The sequence below is a fragment of the uncultured Planktomarina sp. genome (genome assembly GCA_943788425.1).
Classification (GTDB): domain Bacteria; phylum Pseudomonadota; class Alphaproteobacteria; order Rhodobacterales; family Rhodobacteraceae; genus Planktomarina.
In genome coordinates, this window is sequence record CALSQF010000006.1 from 472,160 (window position 1) to 498,454 (window position 26,295).

Below are 26,295 nucleotides of genomic sequence, written 5' to 3' on the forward strand. Positions count from 1 at the left end.
GGCCTAGGCCTGTTTGCGTGCCAGGGCGCTGTCGCGATCATTGACGCCGAGCAGGCTTGCCAAAAGGCGCATCAGCGCATCTTCTTCTGAATCGCGGGCCCCGTCGGCCAAAACAACTTGCCACAGCGCGCGCACGACATCAAAGCGCTCTTCATAGGGCACCTCTTCCTTAATCGCACGGGTGAATCGCACAGTGTCGGGCGCTTCAGCCTCAAGCGCCTCAGCAGTCTGGCGCAGCTTGGCGGCTTGATCGGCGGATAATTGATACAGCAAGCCAAGCACGGCATCGATCCTTGCTATTTCCGTTGCGGAATAGTCATCGTCAGATTTGGCGATCCGCACCATGAGGGCAGCCATGGCTTCAGAGGCGCTGATATCTCGCTCACTGCCTGGGGATTTGGACGAAAACAATGATGCAAACATGAGGAGCCTCCAGGGTTGGGGTTGCGGCGATGATTAGCCGTCATATCCTTCGACAATCACCATATCCCCAATCGAAACTGGAGTGCGTAGGGCTTTTGCGGCTTGATAAGTCGCGCTGTTATAGCAATCTTGCGCCGCTTGCAGGTTTGGAAATTCGATCACAATGGTTCGGGTGCGCAGCTGACCTTCGGGGAATTCGGCCGCTCCCGCCCGTACAAGAAATTTACCTTCGTAGTCGCGCAGGGCTGGCGCAGCGGCGATTTTGTAAGCCTCATAGGCGTCAACATCACTGATTTGATTGTGGGCGATCCAATATCCTTTGGCCATAGTGCCCTCCTTTGTGTGTTAAACTAAACGGCTCATTTCCTTGGCGGCGCGGACAAAATCGCGGAACAAAGGATGTGGCGCGAATGGTTTCGACTTCAACTCTGGATGAAATTGAACACCAATGAACCAGGGGTGATCTTTAACTTCAACAATTTCTGGCAAGCGACCGTCAGGAGACATGCCGGAGAAGATCAGCCCTTTTTCTTCGAGCTGCTTTCGAAATTGGATATCGACTTCATAGCGGTGGCGATGACGCTCTTCGATGGCAGTGCCGCCATAGATTTTAGCCACCAAAGAATCTGGGTTTAGCGTGGCATTATAGGCGCCAAGGCGCATAGTGCCGCCCTTATCGTCGTCTTCGTTGCGCCGGACCCGGTGATTGCCCTGAACCCATTCTTTCAGGTGGTAGACGACCGGGGTGAAACGCTTTTCGCCAGCTTCATGGTCAAATTCCTCCGAGCCAGCATCTGCGACGTTTGACAGGTTGCGGGCGGCCTCGATCACCGCCATTTGCATGCCCAGGCAGATGCCGAGGTAGGGCACTTTGCGCTCACGCGCGAATTGCGCCGCTTTGATTTTTCCTTCCGTGCCGCGCTCGCCAAACCCGCCGGGGACCAATATGGCATGAAATCCCTCGAGATGTGGCGCGGCGTCTTCATGGTCAAAAATTTCGGCAGCAACCCATTCGACATTGACCTTCACCCGGTTTGACATGCCGCCATGGGTGAGGGCCTCTTTGATTGACTTATAGGCGTCTTCTAACTGCGTGTATTTGCCAACGATGCCCACATTCACCACGCCCTCGGGATTGTTCACACGATCTTGCACGTCCTCCCATTTACTTAGGTCCGGCTGCGGCGCAGGGGAGATGTTGAAGGCATCCAAAACGGCTTGGTCGAGCCCCTGGGCGTGATAGGCCAAGGGGGCTTCATAGATGGAATTAAGATCATAGGCGGCCACCACCGCATCCGGGCGCACATTGCAAAATAGGGCGATTTTCTCACGCTCTTTGTCGGGAATTGGATGCTCGGATCGGCAAACCAAAATATCTGGCGCAATGCCAATGGATTGTAATTCTTTCACGCTGTGCTGCGTGGGTTTGGTTTTCAGCTCGCCGCTCGCCGCGAGATAGGGCAGCAGCGTGAGATGCATGAAAATGCATTCCCCGCGTGGCTTATCATGGGAGAATTGGCGAATGGCTTCGAAAAATGGCAGGCCTTCAATATCGCCTACGGTGCCGCCAATTTCACAGAGCATGAAATCGACCTCATCATCGCCGACTTTCAAAAAATCTTTAATTTCGTTGGTAACATGGGGCACCACTTGGATGGTTTTGCCCAAATAATCGCCGCGGCGTTCTTTTTCCAGCACCGTTGAATAGATGCGCCCCGACGAGACAGAATCAGTCATCCGCGCGGCGACGCCTGTGAAGCGTTCATAATGGCCCAAATCCAGATCTGTTTCTGCGCCATCATCGGTGACGAAGACCTCTCCATGCTCGAAGGGCGACATCGTGCCAGGATCAACGTTGAGATAGGGATCGAGTTTTCGCAGTCTCACGGAAAATCCACGGGCCTGCAGCAGGGCGCCTAGGGCTGCAGAGGCCAAGCCTTTGCCAAGAGAAGACACAACACCACCGGTGATAAATACATAACGCGCCATAAATACTGAGATCCCCGTAGTTTCGAATTTTCGGCAAGAAAAATGATCCTCACCACGGGATTAAAGCAGTAACAGCTCCGTGATGATTCTGCAATCTGATGATCAAGATAAGGCGGCTAAATTTGCCACAGCCGCCATATTTAGGTGTGGATCACTCAGCGACCGGCAAGAGCGGCGCGGAATTTTCTTCCGTAGGCGGCAAGAGCGCATCCGCATCAATCGGTGTTTCTTGCTGCGCGGCGGGCATTAACTGATCCAGAACCGAGCTGCCAGAGGATTTTTGAACCTGAAGAATCGTTAGGGCAAGAGAGGTGCAGATAAAGGCAATCGCCAGACCCCAAGTCAGCTTGGTCAAAGCCGAGGCTGCCGCGCGACCAGACATCGCTCCACCGCCAGCGCCGCCGCCGCCCATGCCAAGGCCGCCACCTTCAGAGCGTTGCAACAGAACCAAGCCGATCAAAGAGATGGCGAGAAGAAGGTGGATGATCAAGACGACATTTTGCATACGAATTTCCCAGTTCAGGTCAGGGGCTATCTAAGCAAGGATAAGCCATTTGCCAAGTCAAAACTGGGACACTGGCCCCGATAGGTGGCTGTAGGGGGCTTGGGTTGGGCCGGTGGCGTAATTTGCGCTCTGGATTGTTCCAAAATGCAGCTTTGTCCTCCCGCGGCAAGTTAGCAGTTTCCCTTGCCCTTGATCCCCGCTATACGGCCCACGTTTTGATCCGACCGAAAGAGGACATGTTATGGCCAATGTTGTTGTGGTAGGCACCCAATGGGGTGACGAGGGCAAAGGCAAGATTGTGGATTGGCTTTCCGAACGTGCCGATGTGATCGCGCGTTTTCAGGGCGGCCACAATGCCGGTCATACGCTCGTGATTGGGGAGGCGGTCTATAAGTTGCATGCTTTGCCCTCTGGTGTCGTGCGCGGTGGAAAACTTTCGGTCATTGGCAATGGCGTGGTTCTTGATCCATGGCATCTAATCAAAGAGATTGAGGGCATTCGCAACCAAGGCGTGGACATCACGCCAGAAAACCTAATGATTGCGGAAAACACGCCTTTGATTATGCCCTATCATGGTGAGCTGGATCGGGCGCGCGAAGGGCAGGTGTCGGTCGCGAAGATTGGCACCACGGGTCGCGGCATTGGTCCGTGTTACGAAGATAAGGTCGGTCGCCGGGTGATCCGCGTGGCAGATTTGGCGGATACGGCTACTCTGGAACTGCGCGTCGATCGCGCTTTGCTGCATCACAACCCGCTGCGCAAAGGTCTTGGCCTTGAGCCTGTAGACCGGGCGGACTTGCTGGTGCAGTTGCGTGAAATCGCCGTGAAGATATTGCCCTACGCAGCGCCGGTCTGGAAAGTGTTGAATGAAAAACGTAAGGCTGGGAAGCGGATCTTGTTCGAAGGTGCGCAGGGTGCATTGCTTGATATAGATTTTGGCACCTATCCTTTCGTGACCTCCTCAAATGTGATTGCTGGCCAAGCGGCCACAGGTACGGGCATTGGTCCGGGTGCGATTGATTATGTCTTGGGCATCACCAAAGCCTATACAACCCGGGTCGGGGAAGGCCCTTTTCCCACGGAGCTGGAGGATGCTGATGGTCAGCAACTGGGCGAAAGAGGGCATGAATTTGGCACCACCACCGGACGTAAGCGCCGCTGCGGTTGGTTCGACGCCTGCCTGGTGCGGCAAACCTGTGCCACCTCTGGCGTTAATGGCATTTCACTGACCAAATTGGATGTTTTGGACGGGTTTGAAGAGCTCAGAATTTGTGTGGCCTATGATTTGGATGGCGAGCGGTTGGATTACCTGCCCACTGCCGCCGATGCGCAAGCGCGCGTGACACCGATCTATGAAACCATCGAAGGGTGGTCCGGCAGTACAGCCGGCGCGCGCTCTTGGGCCGAGCTGCCTGCGCAGGCGATTAAATATGTTCGGCGCATTGAGGAGCTGATTGATTGCCCGGTGGCGTTGGTCTCGACGTCGCCTGAGCGCGAAGATACCATCCTCGTTACAGATCCGTTTGCAGACTGATGGCCCTGAGTTACAAAGCCCGCCGCCGTTGGTCGCTGTTGATTTTGGTTATTGGCTTGCCGGTCTACGCCGTTCTGGCGGTAAATTTCGTGGCTCTGCTGCCGGTGTTGCCAAAGGTCTTGGAATTTATCCTTTATGTGGTGCTCGGCACCGCTTGGGCGTTCCCCTTGAAATTTGTTTTTAAAGGCATCGGTCAAGTGGATCCGGATGCGGATGAAGATTCCTAAGCCGCTCAAAGCCGTCTACCGTGAGAGGTAAATGCGGCGCTCCCTGACGAGAACCATGCTCATGGACCTGCCGCCTCACCTGCCAAGGCGTGTTTGCGGGTGGCTCTGCGTTGGTCACGCTTCGCGACTGTGCCGCCTCGGCCTCCATGCGCTGGGGGGATGGAGACGGCGCCGGTGTGGGTGCGGCTGGTGGTGGGTTGAATTGCGCAAATTTCGGCATTTTCCCGGTTATTTTGAGCAACTGATCTATCAGCTCAGCATCTTCCGGCAAGGAGAGTGTAATTTTCGGATCTGGTTTGCGCAGCAGCCCTTCGAGCCCGTGCAATTCGGCGGAGGCCGTAGGGAGCGCCCCCGGGGGCTGCGGGAGGAGGCGCTTCGGCCTTGACGTCTGGACCTGTGCCATTCAGCTATAATGCGTCGACGCGGTACCGCAGCGTGAGGAGAAATGAGGTAGGCCGCTTGGTGAGCATGAAAAAATCCAATGAAAATCTGTTCGAGACCATGTTACGATAGTTGAACTTCAAAAATATTAATACTCCCACATTTGTCTTTTGCACGCGTTGCCCTTAAACTGAGCTGCTCAAAAGAAGTAAGGTGACGAAATGGTTCATAAAAAATACCTATGTCGCGCACCAAAAATTTTACTGATTGGTGCGGGCCCTTTAACCCCAGAGTTGATCGCAGAACTTTCGTTAAATTTTGACGCGATTGTGGCTGCAGATGGGGGATTCGATTCTGCGCAACAAGCCAAGCTTGAAGTGGCTTTGGTGGTGGGCGATATGGATTCGCAACTAGATCTGCCGGCCAGTCAGGCTGCGGCGCATATCACAGATCAGGAGACCACGGATTTCCAAAAATGCCTCTCAGTTTGTGATGCTCACATTTTTTTGGGTGTGGGGTTTCTCGGCGGACGTTTGGATCATCAGTTGGCAGCTTTCTCTGCCCTCTTAAATGAACCGCGACCGGTGATCTTGATGGATGAGGCACAGTTGGTTTTTGTTGTACCGCAAAAATTTTCCATAGATCTGGAAGCCGAAACACCCGTGGGGTTTTATCCCATGGTTCCTGTTGAAGCGAGTTTGCGCGGGGTGCGCTGGCCGCTTTCAAATGCGGTTATGAGCCCGATGGGGCAAATTGCGACTTCAAACGTCGCCTTAGGTGGCGCGCTGGAAATTACGGTGGATCGGCCAGGCTTGCTGGCGATTCTGCCGCGCCGTGACCTTGAAGCTGTTTTCGCAGCATTAGACAGAGGTTTTGGTAAAGCGCACGACCAATAGCCCCGCAGTCACAGTCACGATGATCCCAACCGCAGCAATGCCATTGGGCAGCTCGCTGAAGAGCACCAGGCCATAGAGTGCTCCAAACGGAATTTCGAGATATTGCACTGGGGCCACTGTGGGCGCCGAGGCATAGCGCAGCGCCCAAGTCATGCTCAAATGCGCTAAGGTGCCCAAGATCCCAAGGCCGAGCAATGCAGAAAATTCAAATCCGGTGACTGGGACCATTGTCAAAATTGGTAGGTCCAACGCCGAGCCGAAAGCGGCAATGGGCAAGAGGATCACCATAGCGCAGACGCCATTCGCTGCTTGTAAATCAATGGGGTCGATATGTTTTGAAATTTTGCGGGTGATGAACATAAAGCCAGTGAATAAAACGGCCACGACCAGCGGCAAAAGCGCAGGCCAACCGACCTTGGCAAAACTGGGTTGAACCACCATCAAAGTGCCGATGAAACCAAGCAGGCAGAGTCCAAGGCTCAAAGGGCTTGCTCGATCTCCGGTCATCCATCCAACGCCCAAGATCAGGAAGGGCAGGACATAGGCAATGGCAATGGCATCGGCGAGGGGCAGGTAGCGGAGCGACAGAAAGAAAAAAGAAATTGCCACCAGATGGAGAACCGAGCGCAGAATGACGTAGCCAATCCGATCTGCCCGCATCCAAGTGTCGTGGCGACTTGTCCAAAGGTTGCGGCGCACCAAAAGAAGCTGGGTGATGAACCGAGCAATGACCACCTGTAGCAAAGGAATTCCATCGCCTAAAATTTTGACCAAAGCATCACTTGCCGGCGCTAGAACACAAAAGCCAATCATCAAAAATAGGCCTAAACGGTTGTTATCCTGAGCCATAGTGCACTTTCATATCAAGGTTTGGAATGGTCAACAGTTCGGCACATTTACCGCCAACCCACCGAGTGAAGTCTCTTTGTATTTTTCATGCATGTCCAGACCGGTTTGTCGCATTGTTTCGACGCAGGCATCCAATGATACCAAATGCGTGCCATCGCCGCGCATAGACAGGCTGGCGGCGGAGACTGCTTTGATGCAGCCTAGCCCATTGCGCTCGATACAAGGGACTTGCACGAGGCCTTTGACCGGATCGCAGGTCATGCCCAAGTGATGCTCTAATGCTATTTCTGCGGCGTTTTCCACCTGCGCCGGACTGCCGCCCAAGACGGCGCAGAGACCGGCGGCGGCCATGGCAGAGGCACTGCCCACTTCCGCCTGGCAACCGCATTCCGCGCCGGAGATGCTGGCGTTGAATTTGATCAGCCCGCCGATGGCGGCGGCGGTGAGTAAAAATTCCGAGATGCGCTTTGGCGTGGCGCCTGGCACATGATCAAGCCAATAGCGCAGAGTGGCAGGGACCACACCGGCCGCGCCATTGGTCGGTGCGGTCACGACCTGCCCACCGGCGGCATTCTCTTCATTGACCGCCATGGCGTAAACGCTCATCCAATCATTGATCGTATGTGGGGCGGGCATATTCAGTCCCCGTTCGGCCATCAAAGCCTCGTGAATGGGTTTGGCTCTGCGTTTCACATTCAGACCGCCGGGCAATATGCCGCCCCGCTCCAGCCCACGATTGATGCAATCGTTCATTACGTCCCAGATTTTGGTCAAGCCGCGGTCGAGCTCTGCGGCGCTGCGGCGGCTCAATTCATTTTCACGTTTTATCTGTGCGATGGATTTTCCCTGGGCGGCGCATAGGGCCAGCAATTCATTGGCCGTATTAAACTCATGCGGGTAGGGGGCTATGTCGCCGATGGACACGCCACTGGCCAATTCTTCGGCTGTCACCACAAAGCCGCCACCGATCGAATAATAAGTTTGCTGCAAGATCACATCGTCCTGTGCATCTGTCGCCATTAGGACCATGCCATTGGCATGACCCTCAAGAGAGGGGCCGAAGTCAAATACGATGTCACTGGCTGGATCGAGTTTAAGTGTTCCGAGCCCATCCGGGTCGACCGTTTTGTTGCGTGTAATGGTCTCTAGCGCAGCTTCAGCCTTGATGGCGTCATAGGTTTCGGGGGAAAACCCGGCCAATCCAAGAAGTGTGGCACGATCTGTCGCATGCCCCACACCGGTGAAGGCTAAGGAGCCATGCAACCGCGCTTTTAGGCCTGCGGCCTCAAATGGGCTGGCGCGCAGCAGATCCAAAAACATGCCCGCCGCAACCATTGGTCCCATCGTATGCGATGAGCTTGGCCCAATGCCGACTTTAAACATATCAAAAACAGATAGAAACATTGAAGACCTCTTAGAAGTGCATGGCTTGGGTTGATCATGGTTTGACAGGCCGTGTCGGTGGAAATACGACGCTTTCATCTAGGTCTACGTCTGCGTCTCTCGCACAGCAAGAGAATATGCGGCGCAGTGCCCATGCGAAGCCCGGCCGATGCTGGGCTTGAAAGATGAAATCGGGCCTCGCGCATTGGGGGGACTTCGGTCTATATAGGGGCGCAAATCATCAGGAGCCACGTTACATGTTTGCCGATTTATCCCTCGCCGATCAGGCAAAATACGTCGCGGCCAAACGGGCCGTCGAATTGGTTGAAGATGGTATGAAGCTCGGGCTTGGAACCGGCTCAACGGCGGCTTGGATGGTGCTGTGTTTGGCGGAGCGGGTGAAGACTGAAGGGCTGCGCATTCAAGGCGTGCCCACTTCGACCCGCACAGCAGATCTGGCCCGTGAGCTGGGCTTGGAAGTGGTGACCCTGGATCAAACTGGGCATTTGGACATCACCATTGATGGTACGGATGAATTCGATTCCGCTTTGTCTCTCATCAAAGGTGGGGGTGGGGCGCTTTTGCAAGAGAAGATCGTCGCCTCCGCCTCGGATCAGATGATTGTGATTGCTGATTTTGATAAACATGTCCCTCAGCTCGGTAAATTCCCTTTGCCTGTGGAGGTTTTGGGATTTGGTTTGGCTTCGTCGCGCGACCATATTGCCCGCCTTTTAGCCGATCACGGATTGGCTGGGCGCGATATCACAATGCGCATGCAGGGCGACACTCCCTTTGTGACCGACGAAGGCAACTTCATTCTTGATTTGCATTTGGAACACATCCCGGATGCGCCCGCCCTGGCCATTGTGCTCAATCAAGTGCCGGGCGTGGTTGAAAATGGCCTGTTTATAAATATTTGTGATCGCGTGATTTTGGGTGCTAGCGATGGGCGCATCGAGGAGCACCTTCGGCCGTAACACGCCAGGCGGTTGGGCTTCTGACTTCAATAGGGGACGAATATGTCTTATGATTATGATCTTTTTGTAATTGGCGGTGGTTCGGGTGGTGTACGCGCGGCGCGCGTTGCAGCTTCGGACACCGGGGCCAAAGTCGGATTGGCTGAAGAAAGCCGCTATGGCGGCACCTGCGTCATCCGGGGTTGCGTTCCGAAAAAGTTGATGGTGTTTGCTTCAACCTATGCGCCTGCTATGAAGCAGGCTGCCGCCTATGGCTGGGACGTGCGGATGGGCGGTTTCAACTGGTCGGGATTTCGGAGCAATCTGGAAGGTGAGCTCGATCGGCTGGAAGGCATTTATCGCCGCCTGTTGCACAACTCGGGAGTTGAGACCTTCGACATGCGCGCGACAGTCGACAGTCCGCATGCGGTGCGTTTGGCCGATGGCCAGGTCGTCACGGCCAAGGTGATTTTGCTGGCCACGGGCGGCTGGCCCTCGGTGCCCGATGTTCCCGGAGCCGAATATGCCATCACCTCTAATGAGGTTTTTCATCTGGAAACTTTGCCCAAGCGGATATTGATCGTGGGAGGCGGTTATATTGCGTGTGAATTTGCCGGAATTCTCAATGGACTTGGGGTGCAAACCCATCTTTGGTATCGGGGCGAGGCGGTATTGCGCGGCTTTGATAAAGAGGCTCGCGATGTGATTGTGCAGGGCATGCAAGAGCGTGGTGTCCAAATGCAGATGCACACCAATGTGGCCCGAATCGACCGGCAAGGCGCCGGCTACAGCGTGACAGATGCCCAAGGTGCGCGCCATGACTTTGATGTTGTGATGTATGCCACAGGCCGCAAGCCTAAAAGCACCGGCTTGGGACTTGAGGCGCTGGGCATTGGTCTGGATGACGCGGGCGCGGTTCAGGTCGATGAGTTTTCTCAGACTTCATTGCCGTCGATCTATGCGGTCGGAGATGTGACCAACCGTGTCAATCTGACGCCCGTGGCGATCCGCGAAGGCATGGCGTTTGTTGAGACCGCCCTGAAAGGCAATCCGACCCCTGTGGATCACGCATTGATCCCAACGGCCGTATTCACCCAACCGGAATTTGGCACAATTGGCCTCAGCGAAGAGCAAGCTCGTGTACAAGAGCCGATCGAAGTTTATGCAACTGCCTTTCGCCCAATGAATATTTCCTTTATTGATGCGCCGAACAAAGTGCTAATGAAATTGGTTGTGAGCCAAAAGACCCGCAAAATTTTGGGCTGTCACATCGTCGCAGATGGTGCCGGTGAAATGATCCAAATGGTAGGGATAGCGGCGAAAATGGGGGCAACAAAAGAAGATTTTGACCGTGTGTGTGCCGTGCATCCCACGGTTTCAGAGGAACTTGTTACAATGAAAACTCCGGTGCGGAGTGCTTGAAATATACAAAGCAGAGCACAAATAGAACAGAGACTCAGAATGACTGTGAAGGGAAACAGCTGAATGTCGGATAATAACGGTGGACCTTGGGGCGGCGGCGGAAGCGGCGGCAATCGAGGCAACAAAGGCAATGGCGGTGGGAATGATCGGGGTCCAGACGGACCGCAAATCCCAGAAATTGACGAGTTGATGCGCAAAGGCCAAGAGCAATTGCGCGTGTTGATGGGAGGTAAAGGCAGCGGTGGCACCGGTGGTGGCAGTGGAGCTGGCGGTGGAGACGCAGGCATTCCGCGCAGCACTTTCGTGCTGGCTGGGCTTGCTGCTGTTGGCATGTGGCTGTTCGCGTCCTTTTATACCGTCAAGCCAGAGGAGCAATCTGTTGAGCTCTTCCTCGGCGAATTCAATGAAATTGGCACCAACGGTCTCAATTTCGCGCCTTGGCCTTTTGTGACCTATGAGAAGTTCAATGTCACCACCAACAGAACCGAATCCCTTGGGCTCAATGATAGCCGTGACAGTGGTTTGGGCTTGATGCTAACCACGGATGAAAACATCGTGGACATTGACTTTCAGGTGGTTTGGAACATTAAAAACTCGGCGGATTTTTTGTTTAGTCTGAAAGCACCTGAGCAATCTATCCGGGCTATTTCGGAAGCTGCGATGCGCGAAGTGATTGCGCAATCGGAATTGGCGCCAATTTTGAACCGAGATCGTGCTGCGATTGAGGCGAATGTGCGGCAATTGATCCAAAAAACTTTGGATGAGCGCAAAACTGGTATTTCTGTTGTCCGGGTCAACTTTAACAAAGTGGATCCGCCCAGCCGTCAGGTGATCGTGACCGCTGCTGATGGGTCGCAAAAACGCGTTTCGGTGATTGACGCCTTCCGCGATGTGCAAGCCGCAGAGCAAGAGCGCGATCAGCGCGAGCGCCAAGCGGATGCCTATGCCAACCAACGTCTTGCTGAAGCGCGGGGTGCTGCGGCGCAGTTGTTAGAGGCAGCAGAAGGCTACCGTGCCTCTGTCGTAAATGCCGCTTTGGGGGAGGCCAGCCAATTCTCAGCTGTTTTGACCGAATATAAAGAAGCGCCAGAGGTGACGCGTCGTCGCCTATATATCGAGACTTTGGAAAAAGTGTTGAGCAATGTGGATAAGATTATCATGGACAATGGCGAAGGCGGCCAGGGTGTTGTACCTTACTTGCCATTGAATGAATTGCGTAAATCTTCACAAGGAGGGTCAAACTAATGTCTATGAGATCTCGTATTGCAGTGATCATAGCCGCCGTGATTGCGGTTGGTGGGTTGATGTCCTTGTTCATCGTGGATGAGCGCGAAAAAGTGCTAGTGCTGCGGTTTGGTCAAATCAAACAGGTCAAAACAGACCCTGGTTTGGGCTTTAAGATCCCTTGGCTGGATCAAGTTGTACGCTTTGATGACCGAATTTTGTCTTTGGAAACCCCGGTGATCGAGGTGACGCCAGCTGATGACCGTCGCCTCGAGGTGGATGCCTTTGTTATGTACCGCATCGCAGATATTGTGAAATTCCGTCAGGCTTTGGGCGCGGGCGGTGAGCGCGAAGCCAGTATTCAGCTCAATGATATTCTCGACGGTCAGATCCGGGCGGTTCTTGGAGCTGATGGGGTGACGTCAAATGCCATTCTGTCGCCGGAACGGTCCCGTTTGATGGAGCTGATCCGTGCTGAGGCTCAAACCCGTGCTAAGGATTTGGGGTTGGATGTAGTTGATGTGCGTCTGCGTCAAACCAACTTGCCAGAGCAAAACTTCGATGCAACTTTGCAGCGTATGATCGCAGAGCGGGAACGCGAAGCGACCGATGAACGCGCCCGGGGCCGTGAGGCGGCGCAGCGAGTCACAGCTGTTGCGGATCGGACCCATGAGGAAACGCTCTCCGCTGCGAAGCGGGATGCTTTGATCATCGAAGGGGAAGCGGATGCGGAACGGACCCGTATTTTGGCCGATGCCTTCGGCGCGGATCCTGAATTTTTCGACTTCTATCGGTCGCTTGCGGCCTATGAATCTTCCATACTTGGTGAAAATTCAACTTTGGTGATTCCACCAGATCATGAATTTTTAACCTATATGAAATCCGCAACGCCGCGTGTTGCTGAGTGATTGACAAGATCTTATTCGGCTTTGCGGCTGTTATGATTTCTGAGGGGCTGGTTTATCTACTAGCCCCTCATGCCCTTGAGACCCTGCTGAAAACTCTTAAAACCCTGTCGATCTCTGCGCGCCGGCAGATGGGGGCTCTGCTTTGTATGGCTGGGTGCATTCTATTGGCGTTAAGCCTATAGGCGGCCCGGCGTTCGAAATAAGTGTTTTTCCGCCGAAATTGGCCGTCACGAGATGGTGACTGAGCCTGGCAGGTCATTGCGTTGAAAACTTGCCGAACTACATTAAGTTAATAAAGACAACAGGCGCCCAATCTACGTGATGTAGATGGGCATGAATGGAGATAAAGATGAATTCGATTGCCTTATCTAAGCGCAAGGATTTTGCAGTTTACCGTGCCACTTGGGTTTTTGCGGCGGCGCTTTGTCTGCTGATCTTACAAGCTCTACAGGCCGCAGCTCAAATGCTGCCAAATACATTTGCCGATCTTGCCGATGAGATCAGCCCCTCCGTGGTGAATATCACCACAACAACCGTGATTGCCGGTCGCGCCGATCAAATGCCGCGTGGTATTGTGCCCAAGGGCTCGCCTTTTGAAGAGTTCTTTCGGGAGTTCGAAGATCGTCGCCGTGGCGGCAATGGTGGGGCCAGCCGCTCCTCTGCATTGGGATCGGGGTTTGTGATCTCTGCTGATGGATTCATCGTCACCAACAATCACGTGATCGAAGGGGCCGATGAGATTGAAGTAGAATTTTTCTCCGGTGAAAGACTGGCCGCTAAGGTCATCGGCACCGATAAGAATACGGATATCGCAGTGCTGAAGGTCACGTCGGATGCACCGCTGCCTTTCGTCAGTTTCGGCGACAGTGACACAGCGCGCGTGGGCGATTGGGTGGTGGCGATGGGCAATCCTTTGGGACAGGGGTTCTCGGTCTCTGCGGGAATCGTTTCGGCCCGAAACCGGGCATTGTCTGGGATTTATGACGACTATATTCAAACGGATGCCGCAATTAACCGGGGCAATTCTGGCGGGCCTTTGTTCAATCTGGATGGAGAAGTTGTCGGTGTGAACACCGCGATTTTGTCGCCCAATGGCGGCTCTATCGGCATTGGCTTTTCTATGGCCTCTAATGTGGTCAGCCGGGTCGTTGATCAATTGACGGAATACGGCGAAATTCGCCGGGGCTGGCTGGGCGTGCGGATCCAAGATGTTGATGAAGACATTGCCGAAAGCATTGACGGTTTGGACCGGGCCGCCGGGGCCGTTGTGACAGGCGTGCCAGAAGGCCCCTCGAAAGATGCCGGAATATTACAGGGCGATGTGATCGTGATCTTTGATGGTCATGAGGTCGAGGACGTGCGCGATTTGGTGCAAACTGTCGGCAACACAGAAGTTGGCAAAGCGGTTGATGTGGTTGTGGTGCGCGATGGTGCGCAGGTGACATTGAGCGTCACCCTTGGCCTGCGCGACGACGAAAAACTGGCCCGCGCAGATGAGCCAGCGGTCAATGAAGATGCGCCAAAAGACTATGAGGACCTTGGGATCACCCTGTCCAACCTGACCGATGAAATTCGTGAGGGTTTGGACCTTGCGGCTGGATTGGAAGGCGTTGTCGTTGTGGATGTTGTGGAAACCTCCGAGGCCTTTGAAAAAGGTTTGAAATCAGGGGATGTGATTGTGGAGGCCGGCCAAGAGAAGGTCACCTCACTTGCTGAGTTTGAAGAGCAAGTGAGCGCGACCATTGAGAGCGGCCGTAAAACGATGCTTTTGCTCGTGCGCCGCGGCGGCGATCCCCGGTTTTTGGCCCTCACTGTACAGCAATAAATGCAGCGGTACGGTGGTGAAAGGGGCGGCTCTAGGGCCGCCCTTTTTGGGTTCAGCGCGGTTATGGCTGCTCGGTGGCGCGGCTGGCCTCTGGCAGCAAGAGATCATCCAGCATGAAAGATATATCTTCCACATGCTCAGCGATCACATGGCACACAGCGCCTTCGCGTTGAATGCGCCCTGTGATTCGCAACATACGCCCCGCGATTACGGCGCGGCGGTACTGCTCATAGAGTTTGCGCCAGACGATCACATTGCAAACTCCGGTCTCATCCTCCAGCGTGATGAAAATGACTCCATTGGCCGTGCCGGGTCTTTGGCGCACCAGGACCAGACCCGCCACAGTAACCCTTGCACCATTTGGTGGCAGCTCCAGCATAGCATGGGGCAGGGCGGCGGGGGGCTTGGGCCAAGTGTTGGGAGAGTCGAATGACATAGAACAAAAATAGAACATTTGAGCAATATCGCAAGTGGCATTATTCCACCCTCATGGGGGGTAGAATTTTTTGAATTACATGTTACCTCAGAGAAGAAACAGTCTAGCGAGATACAAAGACATGGCTAAAATTACTTATATTGAACACGGTGGCGCGGAACATGTGGTGGAGGTCGCCAATGGGCTGACCGTCATGGAGGGCGCCCGGGACAATAACATTCCTGGCATCGAAGCCGATTGCGGCGGCGCCTGCGCCTGCTCAACCTGTCATGTCTATGTTGACAGTGCCTGGGTCGAGAAACTGCCCGCAATGGATGGCATGGAAGAAGATATGCTGGATTTTGCCTTTGAACCCAAACCAGGCCAATCCCGTTTGACCTGCCAATTGCGCGTCTCTGACGCATTGGATGGGTTGGTTGTGCGGATGCCAGAACGCCAGATCTAAACTCCTGTCGACACTGAAGTGGCCGCAATGTTCTGAACTGCGGCCACAGGCGCTTTTAAAGCGCGCGCCAACCGATATCGCGGCGGCAAAACCCTTCGGGCCAGTCGATTTGATCGACCATGTCATAGGCCATGGTCCGTGCCTCGCTCAGGCTTGCAGCGCGCGCCGTGACATTCAAAACCCGCCCGCCCTGTGCGGTGAGATTTGCGCCAATTTGCGCGGTTCCGGCATGAAAACAGGTGGCCGAAGAGCTGTCTGGCAAGGCGTTCACCCCGGAAATCACTGTGCCCTTTTTATAAGCGCCGGGATAGCCCTTGGCGGCCATGACAACCGTCAAAGCATGGTCTGCGGCCCAATTGACCTGAACCTCTGACAGCCGTTCTTCAGCACAGGCCAGCAGCAGATCCAACGCCTGTGCACCGAGCCGCATCATCAGCACTTGGCATTCTGGATCGCCAAAGCGAGCATTATATTCCACCAAGCGGGCCTTGCCGTCTTTAATCATCAAACCGGCATAAAGCACCCCTTGGTAAGGCGTGCCCCGCCGGGCCATTTCCGCCATCGTGGGTTTGATAATTTCGCGCATAGCCTGCTCTGCAATCTCATCTGTCAAAACCGGCGCGGGGCTATAGGCGCCCATGCCGCCGGTGTTGGGGCCGGTGTCTCCCTCGCCCACGCGCTTGTGATCCTGTGCGGTGCCAATGGCCAAAACATCACGGCCATCACAGAGGATGAAATATGAGGCCTCTTCGCCCTCCATAAACTCTTCAATCACCACTTCTGCGCCTGCACTGCCAAATTCGCCGCTGAACATATCATCCAAAGCCTCAAGAGCTTCTTGCTCGCTCATGGCGACAATGACGCCTTTGCCCGCCGCCAGCCCATCGGCTTTGACCACAATCGGCGCGCCCATTTTGCGCACATAGTCCGCGGCGCTTGGCTGGTCGGTAAAATGGCCATATCCGGCAGTGGGCGCACCTGCGGCATCGCAGATCGATTTGGTAAAGAATTTTGAGGCTTCCAGCTGCGCCGCCGCCTGACTGGGGCCAAAGCAGAGCACATCTGCGGCCCGCAAGACGTCGGCGACACCGGCAGCCAAAGGGGCTTCTGGACCAATGATCACAAAATCAATTGCCTGACTGCGGACAAAGGCGAGAACAGCGGCGCCGTCCAAAATATTCAGATCCACACAATCAGCAATTTTAGCGATGCCGGCATTGCCTGGGGCAACCATCAACCGATCGCATTTTGGGTTTTGCGCGACGGCCCAGGCCAATGAATGCTCGCGGCCTCCACTGCCTAAAATTAAGATATTCATGACACGCGCTCCCCTTGGCCTTTGCTTGCCCGCGTTCTAAGCTGCATCAACTCTGGTCACAAGGTGCACTATGTCTGATCTTATTGACGATCCCCGTCTTGGCGAGAATGCCCCAGAATTTACGGTTTCAGAAATCTCTGGTGCCGTGAAACGTACTCTGGAGGCGGAATTTGGCCGCATAAGGGTGAAGGGCGAAGTGGGGCGTGTGGTTCAGGCCCGTTCGGGGCATATGTATTTCGATGTAAAAGATGAACGCAACGCCCTGGCCTGCACCACTTGGAAAGGTCAGGTGTCAAAACTCTCTGTCCTCCCCGAGGAGGGGATGGAGGTGGTTGTCAGTGGCAAAATGACCTCCTTCGGCGGGCAGTCCAAATACAACTTGAATGTCGATGATGTGGCTGTTGCCGGGGTGGGGGCATTGATGGCCATGTTGGAAAAGCGAAAGACCGCTTTGGCCGCCGAAGGGTTGTTTGATCCGGCACGCAAACAGGCTTTGCCCTTTTTGCCCGACGTGATTGGGGTCGTCACCTCTCCCACTGGCGCTGTGATTCGCGATATTTTGCACCGCCTGCGCGACCGTTTCCCGCGGAAAGTCTTGGTTTGGCCGGTTGCGGTGCAAGGGGCCAATTGCGCCGCCGAAGTGGCGCGCGCGATTGCTGGGTTCAATGCCATGACCCCGGGTGGGGCTCTGCCGAGGCCAGATTTGCTGATCGTGGCGCGCGGCGGGGGCTCCATTGAGGATCTTTGGGGGTTCAACGAAGAAATTGTTGCACGCGCCGCGGCGGCCTCTGAGATTCCCCTAATTTCCGCTGTGGGCCATGAGACCGATACCACATTGATTGATTTCGTCTCTGACATGCGCGCGCCCACCCCCAGCGCCGCCGCTGAATTGGCGGTGCCGGTACGCTTGGACCTTTTGGCCGAAACCCGTGCTAAGGGCGCCCGGGCGGCGCAGGGCTTGGCCAATATCATGGCGCGGCGCAAACAAAGATTGGCCGATGTATCCCGCGCTTTGCCGCGTCCAGACAGCCTGACGCAGACGGCGCAGCAGCGTTTGGACCATTGGGAGGGGCGTTTGCCACTGGCGCTGCGCAGCTTGGTGCAAAAACAACAGCTGCGCCTGACCGCTTCTGCGGGGCAGATTAAGCCCTCTGCATTAGGGCGGATATTGGTGCAGGAGGCGCGGCAATTGCAGGCCTTGGGGCAGCGCCTACCGGCAGGCTTGGACCGGGCCGCGCTCTCGGCCCGGCAGATGCTACGGGTCTGCGCATCGCGTCTGCGTCCGGCACCCCTGGCGGAGCGGGTTGCGCGGTTGCGCAAAGATCTCGATGATCTTGAAACGCGGTTGGAGCAAACGTTTGAACGGCAATTGCAAAGACGCCGCGAGCAGCTGGTGGCCTGTGATCGGTTGCGCGAAACACTGGGGTACCGCGAGACTCTGCGCCGCGGCTATGCGGTGGTGCGGTCTGGGCAGGCTTTGATCACCAATGTGGCGAAGGCTGAGGCAGCGAAATCTCTGGAGATCGAGTTTGCCGATGGACGCTTTGCGGTGGGGCAAAGCGCCGCCGCCCGTCCCGCAGGCCGCGCCAAGCCGACCCCACCTGAGCAGGGACAATTGTTCTGATTGTGGTCAGGTGATGTCTATTGAGGCATGAGAAAACGCATCTGTTGCAAGTGGTGTCGTATTTCGACCTATGTCAGGGCCGCGTTGCGGGTTAAATCAGCCACAATGAATTGAGGAACAGATCATGTCTATCGAATCGTCAAAAGGTGTTTGGAAATCTGGACCGGGCAGAGGCCGGGTGCGACCAAAAGGGCGTCAGCTCGACGATTTGGCATGGTCACAGGTGCAAGACTTGCTCGGGCAACGGCCGCGTCGGCGCGATCTTCTGATCGAATTTTTACACCTTATTCAAGATGCTGATGGCCATCTCTCGGCGGCGCATTTGCGCGCTTTGGCCGAAGAAATGCGTTTGAGCCAGGCTGAGGTTTATGAGGTTGCGACGTTCTATGCGCATTTTGATGTGGTCAAAGAGGGGGAAACCCCACCGCCGGCCTTGACCGTGCGGGTCTGCGATAGCTTGTCGTGCGAATTGGCCGGCGCGGCTCAATTGCAAGAGGCTTTGCAGCAGGGGTTAGATCCCAAATCTGTGCGGGTTGTCCGCGCGCCCTGCATGGGGCGCTGTGATACCGCCCCGGTGCTTGAGTTGGGCCACCATCACATTGATCATGCAACGCCCGAAAAGGTTTTGGCAGCAATTTCCGCCGGCCATACCCATGCTGAGATTCCCGATTATGAAGACCTCGCGACCTATCGTTCTGCCGGTGGCTATGCGCGGCTTGAAGAGCTGCGCGCCGGTGGTGATTGGCAAGAGGTCCAGGCGCAGATAAAGCAAAGCGGTCTGCGCGGCTTGGGTGGTGCGGGGTTTCCATCCGGCACAAAATGGGGCTTCGTGCGCAGCAATGCGGGGCCGCGCTATTTGGCGGTGAATGGAGACGAGGGCGAGCCTGGAACGTTCAAGGATCGCTACTATCTCGAGCGCACACCGAATCTGTTTCTCGAAGGCATGTTGATTGCCGCTTGGGCAGTCGAGGCGGAAACCTGTTTTATCTACATGCGCGACGAATACCCGGCGGTTCTGCACATTCTGGCCCAAGAGATTGCTGCCTTGGAAGCGGCGGGGCTCGTGCCTGCGGGCTATATTGATCTGCGGCGCGGGGCTGGGGCCTATATCTGCGGTGAAGAAAGCGCGATGATCGAAAGCATTGAAGGCAAGCGCGGCTTGCCGCGCCATCGCCCTCCCTTTGTGGCGGCGGTGGGGATCCACAATCGCCCCACTTTGGTGCATAATGTTGAAACTTTGCTCTGGGTTGCGCGCGTGGTGCGCGAAGGGCCGGAGTGCCTGAACGCGGTGGAACACAAAGGCCGGACGGGTCTGCGCAGTTACTCGGTTTCTGGTCGCGTGAAAAACCCCGGTGTGCATCTGTTGCCTGCGGGATCCACGATTACCGATATCATTGCCGCCTGTGGCGGGATGTTGGAGGGCCATATCTTTTCAGCTTACCAACCTGGTGGCCCGTCTTCAGGGCTTCTGCCGGCATCCATCCATGACGTGCCCTTAGATTTTGACACATTGCAGCCGCTTGGAACCTTCATTGGTTCGGCCGCTGTGGTGGTTCTGTCGGATCAGGACAGCCCTCGGGCTGCTGCCTTGAATATGTTGCGATTCTTTGAGGACGAAAGCTGTGGTCAGTGCACCCCTTGCAGGGTTGGCTGTGAAAAGGCGGTAAAATTGATGCAGGCAGAGACCTGGGATCAGCCGCTTTTAGAGGATTTGACCACGGCGATGGTGGAGGCTTCGATCTGCGGGCTTGGGCAAGCGGCGCCCAATCCGATCAAATCGGTCATCAAATATTTCCCAAGCGAAATTTAGCGCGCGGCTGCCATTGGCATTGCCGGGGGCTAGGATTACATTCGCGTCACCGTTTGCGGCGACTTTGAAGCCCGCGGCGAACAATGGAGCGTGTTGATGTCCTTTTTTGGTAAGTTGAAATCCAAACTTTTTAAATCCTCTGCCAAGCTTGAAGAGGGTCTGGAGGCGATCGTCCAAGAAGATATTGCGCCCGAGGAGGAGCCTTCAGATCTGGTCATCACGGATGTGGCCGCGCAGGTGGCGCAGCCCGAGGTTTTGCGCGCGCCCGACCCTGTAGGAGACAGCCCGCTAGAGCAAAAGCGCGCGCAGGTGGCGCCGCCAGAAGCAGAGGCAGAGCCAGGCGTCAGCGCGCCAAAGGTTGCGATTGACCCTTTGGAGGTGGACACAAAGCCGGTGGATCCCTTGCCCCAGAAAACTGGGGTTTTCGGGCGTGCGCCACGCCGCGTGCTGGATGATGATATGCTTGAACAGCTCGAAGAGCTGTTGATCTCCTCGGATATGGGGGTGGATACGGCTGTGCGTATCACTGCGAATTTGGCCGAAGGGCGTTTTGGTCGGAAACTCTCCACGGCGGAAATCAAATCAGCCTTGGCCGAAGAAATTGCCCGCGTGATGGAACCTGTGGCCCGGCCCTTGCCGATTTACAATAAGAAACCACAGGTGATTTTGGTGGTGGGTGTGAACGGTTCGGGGAAAACCACCACGATCGGCAAGCTCGCTAGCCAGTTTAAGAAGGCTGGGAAATCTGTTGTAATCGCGGCTGGCGATACGTTCCGCGCCGCCGCGGTGGGGCAATTGCAAGTTTGGGGGGAGCGGGCCGGGGTGCCGGTGATGACAGCAGCTGAGGGGTCCGATCCGGCAAGCCTGGCCTTTGACGCCATGACGCAGGCGGAAAAAGATGGCGCTGACCTCTTGATGATTGATACGGCGGGACGGTTGCAAAACCGGGCAGATTTGATGGAGGAATTGTCCAAAATCATTCGTGTTATCCGCAAGAAAGATCCTGATGCACCGCACAACACGGTCTTGGTCCTCGATGCGACAACCGGGCAAAATGCGGTCAACCAAGTGGACGTGTTTTGCAAAATGGCGGATGTTACTGGTCTGGTGATGACCAAATTGGATGGCACCGCCAAAGGCGGGGTGTTGGTCTCTCTCGCGGATAAATTTGCTTTGCCTATTCACGCCATTGGCGTGGGTGAACGGATAGACGATCTTGACGCTTTTGATCCAGAGGAATTTGCTGCGGCCTTGACTGGGGTCTCTGCGTGACCGAGTGGATCCTTGCGATTGAAGGCAGTCACACGGGCCGATTGGTCGCTATGCTTTTGGCGCTCTTGGCCGCTGTGTTGCACGCGGTTTTTGCCGCGATGCAAAAGGGGAGAATTGACCCCTGGGTGATGCGCGGGGCTATGGATGCCAGCTACGGTTTGATGGCCTTGCCTTTTGCTCTGTTCGTGGTGCCCTGGCCAGAGGCGCATTTATGGCCAATTTTGGCAGGGGCATGGGCGATCCATACTGTTTATAAAATCTTGCAGGCCATGGCCTTCACCCGTGGCGCCTATACGGTTGTTTATCCCGTGGTGCGCGGGTCGGGGCCGTTTTTCACGGTGATTGGGGCATACTTATTGTTTGGCGAAGTGTTCACTGTTGGGCAATGGCTGGGGGTGGCTGTGCTTCTGTGCGGGATTTTTGGCCTGGCTGTGTATAATATGCGCACGGTGAAACTGGAGCGCGAGACATTGGGTCTGGCCTTGGTGCTGGCGCTCTTCACAGGATTTTTTGTGGCGTTTTATACGACCTATGACGCCTATGGCATCCGAGCTGCGGCGGATCCTTTTACTTTTCTGGCCTGGTTCTTTGTGATTGATTCTTGGAGCATGCCGATTGTGGCACTGGCCCATGCACGGCGCAAAGGCATTGCCTTGGTGCGGCAGGGCCTTATGTGGCGCGCGCCGATTGGGGGATTGGTGGCGATGGCCTCCTTTGGCGCGATCTTATTGGCCACGCGATTGGATAAGGTTGGAGAAGCGGCTGTGCTGCGCGAGACCTCGACTATTTTTGCCGCTCTCATTGGCTGGTTGTTTTTGAAAGAGACCGTCGGGCCGCGCCGTTTGGCTTTAATGGCTTTGATTGCGCTGGGGGCTGTGATAGTTGAATTTGCGGGATAAAAGGAAGGCCTAATTATGTCTGACGAAAATTTACCAAAATGGGTGAAGCCGCTTTTAGAGTTTGGGCCAGTACTGGCCTTTTTTGTCGCCTATCTGAAGATGAAGGGCACGAGCTATACCCTCGGCGGGTCTGATTATGATGGGTTCATCTTGGTTACGGCGCTGTTTGTCCCGTTGCTTCTGCTGTGCACGGCGATTTTGTGGAAGCTGACGGGGAAAATCTCTCCTATGCAGATCATGACGGCGCTTTTGGTGACCGTCTTTGGCGGGTTAACGGTTTGGCTGAATGACCCGCAATTTATAAAAATGAAACCGACGCTGATCTATCTTATTTTTGCAGGGCTTTTGGGGTTTGGATTGCTGCGCGGGCAGTCTTATCTCCGGTTGGTGATGCAGGACGCGTTGCCGATGCAGGCTGAGGGCTGGATGATTTTGACACGCCGGTTCACGGCGGTGTTTTTTGGATTGGCTCTGCTCAATGAGGTGATTTGGAGGTTCTTTTCGACGGAGACTTGGGTGTATTTTAAAACCTTTGGCCTAACGGCGGTGTTATTTGGCTTTTTTATGAGTCAAGCGGCGCTATTGGCAAAATATGCGCTGGAAAAAGATGACTGACCGGGCGTGACCGCGCGGTGCGGCTGCGCCGCATGACCTTTTTCCTCTCGCCTGCCTCCGGCAGGCTCAAGGCGCTGGGCCAGAGTGGCTATGTCGCTTTGAAGAGGTGATTAAAGCTGTCTTTGTCACTGGATTGCGGGGTTGCGCGCAGATCTAAATGTATCCCATGGCCCGCGGAAACGCCGCGGCGCGCGGCGCAGGCTTGCAGCCAGCGGGCCATATGCGGTTTATCCTCGAGTGTCTGTTTTGGCCCTCCCATAGGGACGCCCGGGGCCAGATCGCCATGTCGGCGATAGAAAAAAGCACCTGCCACATAGTCGTTCTGCTCCAGCTGGGTGTTGAGCACCCGATACAGCTGGGCGGTTTCTTGGGTGTATCAGTCTTGGGGGTAGGTCAAATCCTCACCCATAAGCGGGGCGTATTTGTTGAAGTGGTTATTTTGCCCTGCCATGGGGCCAAGCCCACCCATTTGCCACATTGGCCATTGATCGACGGCCAGCTGGTCGCGATAGGTTGTGCCATAGAATGTCCCTGTCTTGCGCGCCAGATATTGCAAGATGGCGCCGCTTTCAAAGAGGGCGAGCGGCGCGCCGTCGGGGCCGTCATGATCGACAATAGCAGACATGCGGTTGTTGGGCTAAATTTTCAAGAAATTGGGATTGAATTGCTCACCTTTGCCGATGTTCACCAGCTGCGCGGTGTAGGGAAGGTTCATTTCCTCAAGCGCAATTGCGATTTTCCATCCATTCGGTGTGGGCCAGTAGTAAAAATCGATCATCGCACCTGTCCTATTGCCGCTTTGGGCCAGTATTCGGGCTATCGCTTTGAGCGCAAGGGGCAAATGGGCGATTTTGACTGTTGACCCTCTTGGGCTGGGTCATTATTCGTGACGCGTGGCGATTTGTTACCGGATTGCGGGCCACGTTAAATAAGCTGCTAAAAGGGTTTGGGATATGACAGAGACCCCGCCTTTCACCGGTGGGTTTTTTTGTGCCTTTAAGGAGGGTCAAATGACACGCGATAAACGTACACTCGCGGTGCATGCCGGCACCCGGCGCTCGCAGTTTTCTGAAATGTCTGAAGCAATTTATATGACACAGGGCTTTGCCTATGCCTCTGCCGAGGCGGCGGAGGCGCGGTTTGAGCAGGCCGGGACGGATGAATTTATTTATGCCAGATATGGCAATCCCACTGTGCGGATGTTTGAGGAGCGGATCGCCGCTTTGGAGGGTACCGAAGATGGGTTTGCCACGGCCAGTGGTATGGCGGCGGTGCATGGGGCTTTGGTCGCAATGACGAAAGCCTGTGATCATGTGGTGGCGGCGCGGGCGCTGTTTGGCTCTTGTCTTTACGTTTTAGAAGATGTTTTGGCGCGCTTTGGCGTACGGGTAACTTTGGTGGATGGTTTGGATATGCAAGCTTGGGCTGAGGCGATTACCCCGCAGACAAGGCTGGTATTCTTTGAGAGTATTTCCAACCCGACCCTGGAGGTGATTGATATCGCGCAGGTCTCTGCGCTCGCCCATGCGGTGGGCGCTTATGTGGTGGTGGACAATGTGTTTTCAACACCCGTTTACTCAAAGGCAATCGAATTGGGCGTTGATGTGGTGATCTATTCTGCCACCAAACACATCGACGGGCAGGGACGTGGCTTGGGCGGGGTGGTTCTGGGAACGAAAGATGTCATTCGTGGCATCATAGAGCCATTTATGAAGCATACGGGCGGCGCGATGAGCCCCTTTAACGCTTGGATGATGGTGAAAAGTTTGGAAACTCTGGAACTGCGTGTGCGTGCACAGGTTGAGACGGCCAATGTATTGGCAGAGTCTTTGCTGTACCGGAAAGATCTCGCGCGCGTGATTTATCCTGGCTTGAAAACCCATCCGCAGTTTGCTCTGACGCAGGCGCAAATGGGCGCGGGCGGGACAGTGATGGCTTTGGATGTTGGCAGCAAGGAACGCGCGTTTCGGTTTATGAATGCTTTGGAGATCATTCTTATTTCCAACAACCTAGGGGATTCGAAGTCAATTATCACCCATCCCGCGACCACAACACATCAGCGCTTGCCGCAGGCGCAAAAAGACCTGCTGGGCATCACGCCGGGATTGTTGCGGTTTTCGGTGGGGCTTGAGAGTGCTCGAGATCTTGAGGCTGACCTAATGGCGGCGCTGGATGCGGCGGGTACAGCGGTATAATCGGTTAAAGGCGCTTGAAATTCTTCTATGCAAACTAACTCGAGTAGAAAAAAGTTGAAATCCTGCCCGACGATCCCCAAAATAACTGGGATTAGGCCCGCACCTTTGAAAGGGGAAATTGCCGTGAATATTCACCTTCCATCCATGGATGACGCCGCATCGAATGTGGGCTGTTCAGATGAAACGCAAGACCTGAGCCGTGATTATGCGCAGGATTTTGTGGCGGATGCCGACTACATCCGCACCCTGCCTGATCTACAAAACGGCCCGACCTCGTTGATCCGCGGTGCGCAAAAATTCATCCAACATGTGGGGATTTCCAATTTCCGTTTACCGATCCGGTTTCAAACGCGGGACTCTGATCCTTTGGTATTGGAGGCCTCAGTCACTGGTTCGGTTTCTTTGGATGCAGAGAAAAAGGGTATTAATATGTCGCGCATTATGCGCACATTTTATCGCCAGGCGGAGGAGACCTTTAGCTTCGATGTGATGGCGCGCACGCTGGATGATTACAAAACTGACTTAGAGAGTTTTGATGCACGGCTGCAAATGCGCCTGTCTTTTCCGATGCAGGTGCAAAGCCTGCGCAGCGGGTTGAGTGGCTTTCAATATTACAACATTGCTTTGGAAGTTGTGGAGCGCGCGGGGGCGCGTCACAAGATTGTGCATCTCGATTATGTCTATTCGTCTACCTGCCCGTGTTCGTTGGAGTTGTCCGAGCACGCGCGCCGTGAGCGTGGGCAGTTGGCCACGCCGCATTCGCAGCGGTCTGTGGCGCGGATCTCGGTTGTCTTGGCAGAGGGGCAGCCGCGCCTTTGGTTTGAAGATTTGGTCGAACTTTGCCGCAAAGCGGTGGCAACCGAGACACAGGTTATGGTCAAACGTGAAGATGAGCAAGCCTTTGCGGAGTTAAACGCGGCCAATCCGATTTTTGTCGAAGATGCCGCTCGGTTGTTCTGTGAGCAATTGCAAAGTGACCCGCGCATTGGAGATTTCCGCGTGATCGCCAGCCATCAAGAAAGTCTTCACAGCCATGATGCTATTTCTGTTCTGACCGAGGGTGCAACTTTTGCGCAAACCAGTATGGATCCAAGCACATTTGCAAACCTCTTTCACGTTGGCTGATTGCTTGACTTGCGGGGCATTCATTGCCATCGCT

At 55.1% G+C, this 26,295-nt stretch carries 23 protein-coding genes, 3 pseudogenes and 1 riboswitch; of the genes and pseudogenes, 17 read left to right on the forward strand and 9 right to left on the reverse strand.

Features of this window, described 5'->3' with window-relative positions:
- Positions 1-3: 3 nt before the first annotated feature.
- The 4 genes from ABLW18_RS08015 to secG form a co-directional block, all read right to left on the reverse strand.
- Positions 4-423: a TerB family tellurite resistance protein gene (locus ABLW18_RS08015; RefSeq protein WP_347824293.1), complete on the reverse strand. Its 420-nt coding sequence runs from the start codon at positions 421-423 to the stop codon at positions 4-6.
- A gap of 33 nt (positions 424-456) precedes the next feature.
- The gene (locus tag ABLW18_RS08020) at positions 457-750 is read right to left on the reverse strand and encodes a DUF1330 domain-containing protein (RefSeq protein WP_347824294.1); all 294 of its coding nucleotides are present in this window, start codon (positions 748-750) and stop codon (positions 457-459) included.
- An 18-nt stretch (positions 751-768) separates the two neighbouring features.
- A complete protein-coding gene (locus tag ABLW18_RS08025; protein ID WP_347824295.1) occupies positions 769-2,412 on the reverse strand; it encodes a CTP synthase in 1,644 nt (547 codons plus the stop codon).
- A 151-nt stretch (positions 2,413-2,563) separates the two neighbouring features.
- Positions 2,564-2,917: a preprotein translocase subunit SecG gene (secG, locus tag ABLW18_RS08030; protein ID WP_347824296.1), complete on the reverse strand. Its 354-nt coding sequence runs from the start codon at positions 2,915-2,917 to the stop codon at positions 2,564-2,566.
- A gap of 241 nt (positions 2,918-3,158) precedes the next feature.
- Here secG and ABLW18_RS08035 point away from each other — a divergent pair, with 241 nt between their 5' ends.
- The 3 genes from ABLW18_RS08035 to ABLW18_RS08045 all read left to right on the forward strand — a co-directional run bounded on the left by ABLW18_RS08035 (position 3,159) and on the right by ABLW18_RS08045 (position 5,955).
- Positions 3,159-4,451, forward strand: coding sequence for an adenylosuccinate synthase (locus ABLW18_RS08035; RefSeq protein ID WP_347824297.1), 1,293 nt, complete (start codon positions 3,159-3,161; stop codon positions 4,449-4,451).
- A complete protein-coding gene (locus ABLW18_RS08040) occupies positions 4,451-4,678 on the forward strand; it encodes a DUF2842 domain-containing protein (protein WP_347824298.1) in 228 nt (75 codons plus the stop codon). Before ABLW18_RS08035 ends, ABLW18_RS08040 begins: the two co-directional genes overlap by 1 nt.
- A gap of 602 nt (positions 4,679-5,280) precedes the next feature.
- Positions 5,281-5,955 (forward strand): thiamine diphosphokinase, encoded by a 675-nt coding sequence (locus ABLW18_RS08045; protein ID WP_347824299.1) that lies wholly within the window; start codon positions 5,281-5,283, stop codon positions 5,953-5,955.
- Here the strand turns inward: ABLW18_RS08045 and ABLW18_RS08050 are convergent.
- Both ABLW18_RS08050 and ABLW18_RS08055 read right to left on the reverse strand, forming a co-directional pair.
- Positions 5,920-6,804, reverse strand: a complete 885-nt coding sequence (locus tag ABLW18_RS08050) for a DMT family transporter (RefSeq protein ID WP_347824300.1) — start codon at positions 6,802-6,804, stop codon at positions 5,920-5,922. The two genes, ABLW18_RS08045 and ABLW18_RS08050, sit on opposite strands and share 36 nt — an antisense overlap.
- A 30-nt stretch (positions 6,805-6,834) precedes the next feature.
- Complete coding sequence (locus tag ABLW18_RS08055) at positions 6,835-8,208, reverse strand: L-serine ammonia-lyase (RefSeq protein WP_347824301.1); 1,374 nt, start codon at positions 8,206-8,208, stop codon at positions 6,835-6,837.
- 236 nt (positions 8,209-8,444) lie between these two features.
- Between ABLW18_RS08055 and rpiA the strand changes: the two are divergent.
- The 6 genes and pseudogenes from rpiA to ABLW18_RS08085 form a co-directional block, all read left to right on the forward strand.
- Positions 8,445-9,146, forward strand: a pseudogene (gene rpiA, locus ABLW18_RS08060) (ribose-5-phosphate isomerase RpiA); the annotation flags it as partial.
- A 60-nt stretch (positions 9,147-9,206) separates the two neighbouring features.
- Positions 9,207-10,565 (forward strand): glutathione-disulfide reductase, encoded by a 1,359-nt coding sequence (gene gorA / locus ABLW18_RS08065; RefSeq protein ID WP_347824302.1) that lies wholly within the window; start codon positions 9,207-9,209, stop codon positions 10,563-10,565.
- 63 nt (positions 10,566-10,628) lie between these two features.
- A complete protein-coding gene (gene hflK / locus ABLW18_RS08070) occupies positions 10,629-11,810 on the forward strand; it encodes an FtsH protease activity modulator HflK (protein ID WP_347824303.1) in 1,182 nt (393 codons plus the stop codon).
- Positions 11,811-11,815: 5 nt separating this feature from the next.
- On the forward strand, positions 11,816-12,697 hold the full coding sequence (locus ABLW18_RS08075; RefSeq protein ID WP_347824372.1) for a protease modulator HflC: 882 nt from the start codon (positions 11,816-11,818) through the stop codon (positions 12,695-12,697).
- Positions 12,694-12,879: a DUF2065 family protein gene (locus tag ABLW18_RS08080; protein WP_347824304.1), complete on the forward strand. Its 186-nt coding sequence runs from the start codon at positions 12,694-12,696 to the stop codon at positions 12,877-12,879. The genes ABLW18_RS08075 and ABLW18_RS08080 overlap by 4 nt, the downstream gene beginning before the upstream one ends.
- Positions 12,880-13,046: 167 nt before the next feature.
- Positions 13,047-14,522, forward strand: a complete 1,476-nt coding sequence (locus ABLW18_RS08085) for a Do family serine endopeptidase (RefSeq protein ID WP_347824305.1) — start codon at positions 13,047-13,049, stop codon at positions 14,520-14,522.
- 61 nt (positions 14,523-14,583) lie between these two features.
- Here ABLW18_RS08085 and ABLW18_RS08090 read toward each other — a convergent pair whose 3' ends face one another.
- The gene (locus ABLW18_RS08090; protein WP_236631368.1) at positions 14,584-14,958 is read right to left on the reverse strand and encodes an OB-fold nucleic acid binding domain-containing protein; all 375 of its coding nucleotides are present in this window, start codon (positions 14,956-14,958) and stop codon (positions 14,584-14,586) included.
- A gap of 121 nt (positions 14,959-15,079) precedes the next feature.
- Between ABLW18_RS08090 and ABLW18_RS08095 the strand changes: the two genes are divergently transcribed.
- Positions 15,080-15,403, forward strand: coding sequence for a 2Fe-2S iron-sulfur cluster-binding protein (locus tag ABLW18_RS08095; RefSeq protein WP_044050843.1), 324 nt, complete (start codon positions 15,080-15,082; stop codon positions 15,401-15,403).
- Positions 15,404-15,458: 55 nt separating this feature from the next.
- Here the strand turns inward: ABLW18_RS08095 and purD are convergent, their stop codons facing one another.
- Entirely contained in the window at positions 15,459-16,721 is a 1,263-nt protein-coding gene (purD, locus tag ABLW18_RS08100; protein ID WP_347824306.1) for a phosphoribosylamine--glycine ligase, read from the reverse strand.
- A gap of 70 nt (positions 16,722-16,791) precedes the next feature.
- Here purD and xseA point away from each other — a divergent pair, with 70 nt between their 5' ends.
- From xseA to ABLW18_RS08125, 5 genes are all read left to right on the forward strand, one after another.
- Positions 16,792-18,345, forward strand: coding sequence for an exodeoxyribonuclease VII large subunit (xseA, locus tag ABLW18_RS08105; RefSeq protein ID WP_347824307.1), 1,554 nt, complete (start codon positions 16,792-16,794; stop codon positions 18,343-18,345).
- 124 nt (positions 18,346-18,469) lie between these two features.
- The gene (locus ABLW18_RS08110) at positions 18,470-20,155 is read left to right on the forward strand and encodes an NAD(P)H-dependent oxidoreductase subunit E (protein ID WP_347824308.1); all 1,686 of its coding nucleotides are present in this window, start codon (positions 18,470-18,472) and stop codon (positions 20,153-20,155) included.
- Between the two features lie 96 nt (positions 20,156-20,251).
- Positions 20,252-21,427 (forward strand): signal recognition particle-docking protein FtsY, encoded by a 1,176-nt coding sequence (gene ftsY, locus ABLW18_RS08115; protein WP_347824309.1) that lies wholly within the window; start codon positions 20,252-20,254, stop codon positions 21,425-21,427.
- Positions 21,424-22,326 (forward strand): DMT family transporter, encoded by a 903-nt coding sequence (locus ABLW18_RS08120; RefSeq protein WP_347824310.1) that lies wholly within the window; start codon positions 21,424-21,426, stop codon positions 22,324-22,326. Before ftsY ends, ABLW18_RS08120 begins: the two co-directional genes overlap by 4 nt.
- A 15-nt stretch (positions 22,327-22,341) precedes the next feature.
- Complete coding sequence (locus tag ABLW18_RS08125) at positions 22,342-22,941, forward strand: inner membrane-spanning protein YciB (protein WP_347824311.1); 600 nt, start codon at positions 22,342-22,344, stop codon at positions 22,939-22,941.
- An 88-nt stretch (positions 22,942-23,029) separates the two neighbouring features.
- Here ABLW18_RS08125 and ABLW18_RS08130 read toward each other — a convergent pair.
- Positions 23,030-23,719 (reverse strand): annotated as a pseudogene (locus ABLW18_RS08130) (glutathione S-transferase N-terminal domain-containing protein).
- 105 nt (positions 23,720-23,824) lie between these two features.
- A riboswitch (SAM riboswitch) is annotated at positions 23,825-23,902 on the forward strand.
- A gap of 49 nt (positions 23,903-23,951) precedes the next feature.
- On the opposite strand from ABLW18_RS08130, the gene metZ reads away from it, so the two are divergent.
- Both metZ and folE2 read left to right on the forward strand, forming a co-directional pair.
- On the forward strand, positions 23,952-25,136 hold the full coding sequence (metZ, locus tag ABLW18_RS08135) for an O-succinylhomoserine sulfhydrylase (RefSeq protein ID WP_347824312.1): 1,185 nt from the start codon (positions 23,952-23,954) through the stop codon (positions 25,134-25,136).
- Between the two features lie 189 nt (positions 25,137-25,325).
- Positions 25,326-26,261 (forward strand): annotated as a pseudogene (gene folE2 / locus ABLW18_RS08140) (GTP cyclohydrolase FolE2); the annotation flags it as partial.
- Between the last annotated feature and the right edge of the window lie 34 nt (positions 26,262-26,295).